The sequence below is a fragment of the Promicromonospora sp. NPDC060204 genome (assembly GCF_042728455.1).
Taxonomy (GTDB): domain Bacteria; phylum Actinomycetota; class Actinomycetes; order Actinomycetales; family Cellulomonadaceae; genus Promicromonospora.
Genome location: NZ_JBHWZO010000313.1, coordinates 1 through 6,619, shown reverse-complemented (window position 1 = coordinate 6,619; position 6,619 = coordinate 1). Strand labels below are relative to the sequence as shown.

The window sequence follows — 6,619 nt, the reverse complement described above, 5'->3', positions numbered from 1 at the left end:
CTTCTACCCCGTCATTCGGCCCGGAATCACGCGCATTTCGGGCCGGATGACGGGGTAGAAGCGCACCATCGGCGCATCGCGGCGGGGGGGGGCGGGGGGCGGGGGCGGGGGGCGGGGGCGGGGGCCCGGTTAGCGGGCCAGGCGGTCGACGATCGTGCCGTAGAGCCACGGCGCGCGCGCCGCGGCGGGCACGATGGCGCCGCGGGCGGGGCTCTCGGCCCAGGCGAGCAGCCCCGAGGTGAGCACGCGGTAGTCGCGGGTCACTGTCCGCCAGGCGCGCTCGTACGCGGCGGGGTCCTCCAGGTGCCGGACGGCGGCGTCGGCCTGCGCGAGGCCGACCCGGACCCCCTCGCCCGTCAGCGCGTCGACGTACCCCGACGCGTCGCCCACGAGCCGCACCCGTCCGGTGCTGCGCCGCCGCGACCGGCGGCGCAGGGGGCCCGCGCCGAGCACCGTCCCGGCCGGCTCGGCTCCGGCGAGCCGGGCGGCGAGCTCCGGGAACTGCGAGCGCAGCAGCGTGTCGAACCCCGCGCCGGTCACGGTGCGGGGCGCGAGCAGCGCGACGCCGACGACGCCGGCGGCGACCGGCGTCACGTAGGCCTCGGCGTGCGGCGACCAGTGCACCTCGACGAGGTCGGTCCAGGGCGCCACAGCGAAGTGCCGGCGCAGGCCGTACCGGTGCCGGGCCGGCGGCCCGGCTCCCCGTCCGGCGTCTCGCCCGGCCCCTTGCACGACCCCCGACCCGGCCCGGCGCCCGGGCTGGACGTCGAGCCCGGCCAGGCGGCGGACCGTCGAGTGCAGGCCGTCGCAGCCGAGCAGCCAGCGGGCGCGCAGGGTGACAGGCTCGCCCGCTGCGCTCGGCCCGCCCGGCGCGCCCGCGCCACCGTCGGCCGTCGTGTCCCCGGCCGTGTCCCCAGCCGCATCCCTGGCCGTGTCCCCGCCCACGCCGTTGGCCGCCCCGTTCCCGCTCGCCTCACCGCCCACGCGGCCTGCGCCGCCCGCGCGATCCACACCACCCCCGCGGCCGGGCGTCACCTCGATCTCGACCCCCGCGGCGTCCTGCCGCAGGGCGGTGACCCGCCCGTACGTGCGGCGCGCGCCGACGTCGGCGGCCCGCGCCCGCAGGGCCTCGTGCAGGGCGGTGCGCCGCACGCCCCTCCCGGGTCCGGCGGTGAACTCGTGGTCGGCGTGCCGCCCGGGCGCGCGGTAGCTGATCCCGGTCAGCACGTGGCCCGGCGGGTCGGCGCCGAGCGCCTGCACGGCCCGCAGCGCGCCGGGCAGCAGGCCCTCGCCGCAGGCCTTGTCGAGGGTGCCGGCCCGGTGGTCCACGACGAGCACGTCGAGCCCCGCGGCGCGCGCGTGCACCGCGGCGGCCAGGCCGACGGGCCCGGCGCCCACCACCAGGACGTCCGCGTCCGCGGCGGCCCGGCCCATGCCGCTCACCCCACCCCGGGCACGGCCTGCCGGAGCGCCCGGTCCTCGGCCGGGATGCGGAACCGGGCGAGCAGCACCGCGTTCAGCACGGTGAACGTGAGGGCCGTGACCCAGCAGGTGTGCACCAGCGGCAGCGCGATCCCCTCGACGACCACGGCCACGTAGTTGGGGTGGCGCAGCCACCGGTACGGCCCGCCGGTCACGAGCGGCAGGTCCGGCACGACGATGATGCGGGTGTTCCAGCGGTGGCCCAGGGTGGAGACGCACCACCAGCGCAGCGCCTGGCTCGCGAGCACGAGCACGAGCATGGGCCAGCCCAGCCACGGCAGGAACGGGCGGTCGGCGAGCACGGCCTCCGCCACGCACGCCACGAGCAGGCCGGTGTGCAGCGCCACCATCGCCGGGAAGTGCCCCCGGCCCGACTCGACGCCGCCGCGCTCGAACGACCACCGCGCGTTGCGGGTCGAGACGACGAGCTCGGCGAGGCGCTCCACGCCCGTCGCCGCCACGAGTGCGATGTAGAACCCGAGCACCTCAGCTCCCCTCCAGCCGCAGCAGCACCAGCTCGCACGACACCCCGGGGCCGAACGCCATGAGCACGGCGGGCGTGCCGGGCGGTGCCTCGGCGGCCTCCAGGGTCCTGGCCAGGACGTCCAGCACGGACACCGAGGAGAGGTTGCCGGCGCTCGCCAGGCTCGCCCAGCTCTCCCGGACGGCGTCCTCCGACAGCCCGAGGGCGTCCCGCACCGCCTCGATCACGCGCGGCCCGCCCGCGTGCACCACCCAGGTGGGCACCTGGGCCGGAGTGAGGCCGTGGTCGGCCAGCAGCCCCTTCACGTCGGCGAGCAAATGTGCGCCCAGCAGGTCGGGCAGGTCGGCCGAGAGGACGATCGCGAACCCGGTGTCCCGCACCTCCCAGCCCAGGGCGTCCGTGGTGCCCGGGTAGAGCTGCGAGCGGGTGTCCAGCACGCGGGCCGTGCGGCGTCCGCCCTCCGCGCGCGCCAGCGGGTGGTCCGCGCCCACGACGACGGCCGCCGCCGCGCCGTCACCGAACAGCCCCGACGCCACCAGGTTGGCCGCCGAGTCGTCGCGGTGCTGCAGCGTGAGGGAGCACAGCTCGACCGCGACCAGGAGCGACACGTCGCGCGGCCGGCCCAGCAGGTGGTCGTGCACCCGCGCCAGCCCGCCCGCACCGCCCGCGCAGCCCAGGCCGAACGACGGCGTGCGCCGCACGTCCCCGCGCAGCCCGAGCCGCTCGGACAGGAGCACGTCCAGCGACGGCGCAGCCACCCCCGTCACCGACGTGGCGAACACGTGGTCGACCTCCCCCGGCTCGACCCCCGCAGCGGCCAGCGCCCGGCGGCAGGCCTCCTCCGCCAGGAGCGTGCCCTCCCGGACGAACACCGCGTTGGTCGCGCCCATCGACCCCAGGTTCGCGTACTCCTCCAGCGGCAGCACCAGGTGCCTGCTGCGCACGCCGGCGCTCGCGTGGAGCCGACGCAGCAGCGCGGCCCGCGACCGGTCCGGCGTCACCAGGGGCGCCACGGCCTCGGTGATCGCCTCCTGGGCGTACACGTTCGGGGGCAGGACCGCCTCGACCGCAACGACGCGCGACACGTAAGCATCCTGACCCAGGACCAGCCCAGCCGCGCGGGGAGCGCCCACCAGGACTACCGTGCCGCCCATGATGACCGGCACCGGCGCCCGCCGCCTCGGCCGTGGCCTCGTGCTCGCGAGCCACCCCGCCCCCGCCGTCGTGGTCACCGCCCTGGCCGCCGGGCTCGCCGCCGCCCTCGGGTCGCCGGCCGGCGTCGTCACGCTGGTCGCCGTGGCCGTCGGCACCGGCCAGCTCTCGGTCGGCTGGTCCAACGACTGGATCGACGCCGCCCGCGACCTGGCCGTGCACCGCGCCGACAAGCCCGTCGTGCAGGGGCTCGTCACCGCCGCCACCCTGCGCGGCGCCGCGTTCGCGGCGCTCGCCGTCTGCGTCGTCGCGTCGCTGGCGGCGGGCCTCGTGGCCGGGGCCGCGCACCTGGTGGCCGTCGCCGGGGCGTGGGCCTACAACGCCCGGCTCAAGTCCACCGCCTGGTCCTGGCTGCCCTACGCGCTCTCGTTCGGGCTGCTGGCGGTCTTCGTCGTGCTCGCCGCGCCCGGACCGAGCGTCCCCGCCGCCTGGGCGGTGCTCGCCGCCGCGCTGCTCGGCGTGGGCGCGCACGTCGCCAACACCCTGCCCGACCTCGAGGACGACGCCGCGACCGGCGTCCGGGGCCTGCCGCACCGGCTCGGCCGCCGGGCGTCCGGCGTGCTCGCGCCCGCGCTCCTGACCGCGGCGGTCGCCGTCGTGGTCGTCGGGCCGGCCGGCCCCCCGGCACCCGCGGCCTGGGCCGGCGGCGTGCTCGCCGTCGTCCTGGCGGCGGGTGCCGGGGTCGTCGCCGTGACCCGGCCCCGCAGCCGCGCGCCGTTCGCGCTCAGCCTCTGCGTCGCCGTGGTCTGCGTGGTGCTGCTGGGCCAGGCCGCGCCCGACATCGCCGTGAGCCCCGGCGCATAGTGTGAGAGTCTGACGATGCGGCCTGGCAACGAAGGTAGGTCCGATGAGAATCTCGACGTCCCCCCATGACCTCGCACGCCGGGCGGCCGTCGTGCTCGGCTCCGGCCTCGAGGCCAGCATCATCTTCCGCGAGCACGGCGTGTCGGTCGCCGCGGGCAGCAGCTCAGCCGCCGCCGGCCGGTGCGACCAGGCAGAGGCCCGGGCCGAGACCGGACCCTGCGTCGACTCCATCGATCTGGGGACGGTCCAGGTCGTGCCGGTCGTCGCCGACACGATGGGGTGGCACGCCTGGCGCGCCCAGACCCTCAGCGAGGGCTTCGTCTCCGCGCTCGCCGTCCCGGCCTTCGTCAACGACGACATCGCCGTCGCGCTGAACCTCTACTCCCGCGCGCCGGACCCCTGGAACAACGAGCTCCTCACCGCCGCGGACGGGTACGCCCAGCTCGCCGCGTCCCTGGTCGGCCTGCACCTGGAGCTCGCCGAGCTGGAGGACGCCACCGCGGGTCTCTACCGTCAGCTCTCCGACACCGCCGCGATCGAGCGCGCCGTCGGGGCCGTCATGCACTCCAACGACACCAGCGAGAACGAGGCGAGGCGGATCATCGAGTCCGCCTCCAGGAACCGCAACGTCACACAGCGGGACGTGGCCGAGACCATCCTCCGCGCCCTGGTCGTCACCGACGTGCCCCCACCCGAGGAGGAGCCCGGCACCTGAGCGACGCCCAGGTGCCGGGCCCCCGGACCGGTCAGACCTCGTTCAGCCGGGGCACGACCTTCTCGGCCAGCGCCGTCGCCCACGGGACCGGGTTCTCGTACGGCGTCGGCATCAGGCCCACCAGCGAGACGCCCAGCGCACGATACCGCTCCATGTCCTTCAGGAACGCGTCCGTGTCACCGGTCGCGTCGCCCTGGTACAGCATCGTCTTCTCGATCGCGTCGTAGTCGGTGCCGAGGCGCTCGCAGTGCCCGCGCAGCACGTCCAGCTTGTGCGCGACCGTCTCCAGCGCCTCGTCGCCGGGCCCGCCGAACAGGTTGCACGCCTGCCCGTACTGGGCCACCAGCCGCAGCGTCTTCTGCTCGCCGCCGCCGCCGATCATCACCGGCACGGTGCCGCGCGGCGGCTGCGGCAGGTTGATCGTCTCGGCGAGCTGGTAGTGCTTGCCCTCATACGCGCCGTCGTTCTCCGACCACATCTGGCGGCAGATCTGGAGGGTCTCCTCCAGCCGCTCGAACCGCTCCGCCGTCGACGGGAACGGCACGCCCAGGCCCGCGTGCTCCCGGTCGTACCAGGCGGCCCCGATGCCCAGCATCGCGCGGCCGCGCGAGAGCACGTCCAGCGTGGAGACCGTCTTGGCCAGGAGGCCCGGACGCCGGTAGGTGACGCCCGTGACCAGCAGGCTCAGCCGGACGTTCTTCGTGACGCCGGCCAGGTAGCCGAGCGTGGTGTAGCCCTCCAGCATGGGCTCGTACGGCCCGCCGGCGCTGAGCATCTGGAACCAGTGGTCCATGACCGTGAAGAGGTTCACGCCGCCCTCGTCGGCGATCTGCGCGGTCTCGGTGAGGCGATCGGCCAGCGTGGTCTCCCACTCCGGGTGGGTGAACGTGTAGTAGTGCAGCCCAAGATCCATGTCACCGACCCTAGCACCAGGTTGTCATGCTCTGACGCTCATGTCGTGACCTGCCACGGCGCGCCCGCGCGGGGCCGGACCGGGTGAGATCCGGGCCTGTGGTGGTGCGCCGTCCGGACCCGGCGTTGACTGGACGCTGCGGGGGGCTACGCGACGGCACGAGCCGAGGAGCAGTCCCATGACCGACACCGACCGCGTCCCGCCCGAGGTCCTCACCGCCGTCGGCGCCAAGCACCGCGCGCTGTGGGCGCTCGGCGACTACCCGGCAGTCGCCACCGAGGTGATCCCCGCGCTGGGCCCCGTGCTGGTCGAGGCCGCCGATGTGGGGCCGGGCGACCGGGTGCTCGACGTCGGCGCCGGGTCCGGCAACGCCGCCATCCCCGCCGCGCTCGCGGGTGCGCAGGTCGTCGCGGCCGACCTCACGCCTGAGCTGTTCGACGCCGGGCGCGCGATCGCCGCGGCGCGGGGCGCCCAGCTCACCTGGGCCGAGGCCGACGCCCACGCACTCCCGTACGACGACGGCGCGTTCGACAAGGTGCTGTCCTGCGTCGGCGTCATGTTCGCCCCGTTCCACCAGACCGCCGCGGACGAGCTGGTCCGGGTGACGCGCCCCGACGGGACGATCGGCCTCGTCGCCTGGACGCCGGCCGGGTTCATCGGGCAGATGTTCGCCGCGATGAAGCCCTACGCCCCCGCTCCCCCGCCGGGCGCGCAGCCGCCGCCGCTGTGGGGCGACGAGGAGCACGTGCGCTCGCTGCTGGGCGACAGTGTCACCGACGTGCGCGCCGAGGTGCGGTCGCTGCCCGTCACGCGGTTCGCCACGGGCACCGAGTTCCGCGAGTTCTTCAAGGCCGTGTACGGCCCCACCATCGCGGTGTACCGCAACGTGGCCGACGACGCCGCGCGCACCGCCGAGCTCGACGGCACGCTCCTGGACCTGGCCGCCCGGTTCCAGGGCCTCGACGGCTCGATGGGCTGGGAGTACCTGCTGCTCCCCGCCCGGCGGGCG

General features: G+C 76.1%; 7 protein-coding genes. 3 read left to right on the top strand and 4 right to left on the bottom strand.

What is annotated here, in order from left to right; all coding sequences use genetic code 11:
- Positions 1-129 precede the first annotated feature (129 nt).
- From ACFWEJ_RS25840 to ACFWEJ_RS25830, 3 genes are read right to left on the bottom strand one after another with little or no spacing between them, the layout of a single operon-like run.
- Entirely contained in the window at positions 130-1,434 is a 1,305-nt protein-coding gene (locus ACFWEJ_RS25840) for an NAD(P)/FAD-dependent oxidoreductase (RefSeq protein WP_377232037.1), read from the bottom strand.
- A 5-nt stretch (positions 1,435-1,439) separates the two neighbouring features.
- On the bottom strand, positions 1,440-1,967 hold the full coding sequence (locus ACFWEJ_RS25835; RefSeq protein WP_377232036.1) for an isoprenylcysteine carboxyl methyltransferase family protein: 528 nt from the start codon (positions 1,965-1,967) through the stop codon (positions 1,440-1,442).
- 1 nt (position 1,968) lies between these two features.
- Entirely contained in the window at positions 1,969-3,051 is a 1,083-nt protein-coding gene (locus ACFWEJ_RS25830) for a type III polyketide synthase (protein WP_377232035.1), read from the bottom strand.
- A 67-nt stretch (positions 3,052-3,118) separates the two neighbouring features.
- On the opposite strand from ACFWEJ_RS25830, the gene ACFWEJ_RS25825 reads away from it, so the two are divergent.
- Complete coding sequence (locus ACFWEJ_RS25825) at positions 3,119-3,982, top strand: UbiA family prenyltransferase (protein WP_377232034.1); 864 nt, start codon at positions 3,119-3,121, stop codon at positions 3,980-3,982.
- Positions 3,983-4,025: 43 nt separating this feature from the next.
- Positions 4,026-4,697 (top strand): ANTAR domain-containing protein, encoded by a 672-nt coding sequence (locus ACFWEJ_RS25820; RefSeq protein WP_377232033.1) that lies wholly within the window; start codon positions 4,026-4,028, stop codon positions 4,695-4,697.
- A gap of 31 nt (positions 4,698-4,728) precedes the next feature.
- Here ACFWEJ_RS25820 and ACFWEJ_RS25815 read toward each other — a convergent pair whose 3' ends face one another.
- Entirely contained in the window at positions 4,729-5,610 is an 882-nt protein-coding gene (locus tag ACFWEJ_RS25815) for an LLM class F420-dependent oxidoreductase (RefSeq protein WP_377232032.1), read from the bottom strand.
- A gap of 178 nt (positions 5,611-5,788) precedes the next feature.
- Here ACFWEJ_RS25815 and ACFWEJ_RS25810 point away from each other — a divergent pair.
- The coding region (locus tag ACFWEJ_RS25810; RefSeq protein WP_377232031.1) for a class I SAM-dependent methyltransferase at positions 5,789-6,619 on the top strand (831 nt) is incomplete at its 3' end.

Coding starts and splice junctions, on each gene's coding strand:
- ACFWEJ_RS25840 (WP_377232037.1), bottom strand. CDS start 1,434: ATGGGCCGGGCCGCCGCGGACGCGGACGTCCTGGTGGTGGGCGCCGGG.
- ACFWEJ_RS25825 (WP_377232034.1), top strand. CDS start 3,119: ATGATGACCGGCACCGGCGCCCGCCGCCTCGGCCGTGGCCTCGTGCTC.
- ACFWEJ_RS25820 (WP_377232033.1), top strand. CDS start 4,026: ATGAGAATCTCGACGTCCCCCCATGACCTCGCACGCCGGGCGGCCGTC.
- ACFWEJ_RS25815 (WP_377232032.1), bottom strand. CDS start 5,610: ATGGATCTTGGGCTGCACTACTACACGTTCACCCACCCGGAGTGGGAG.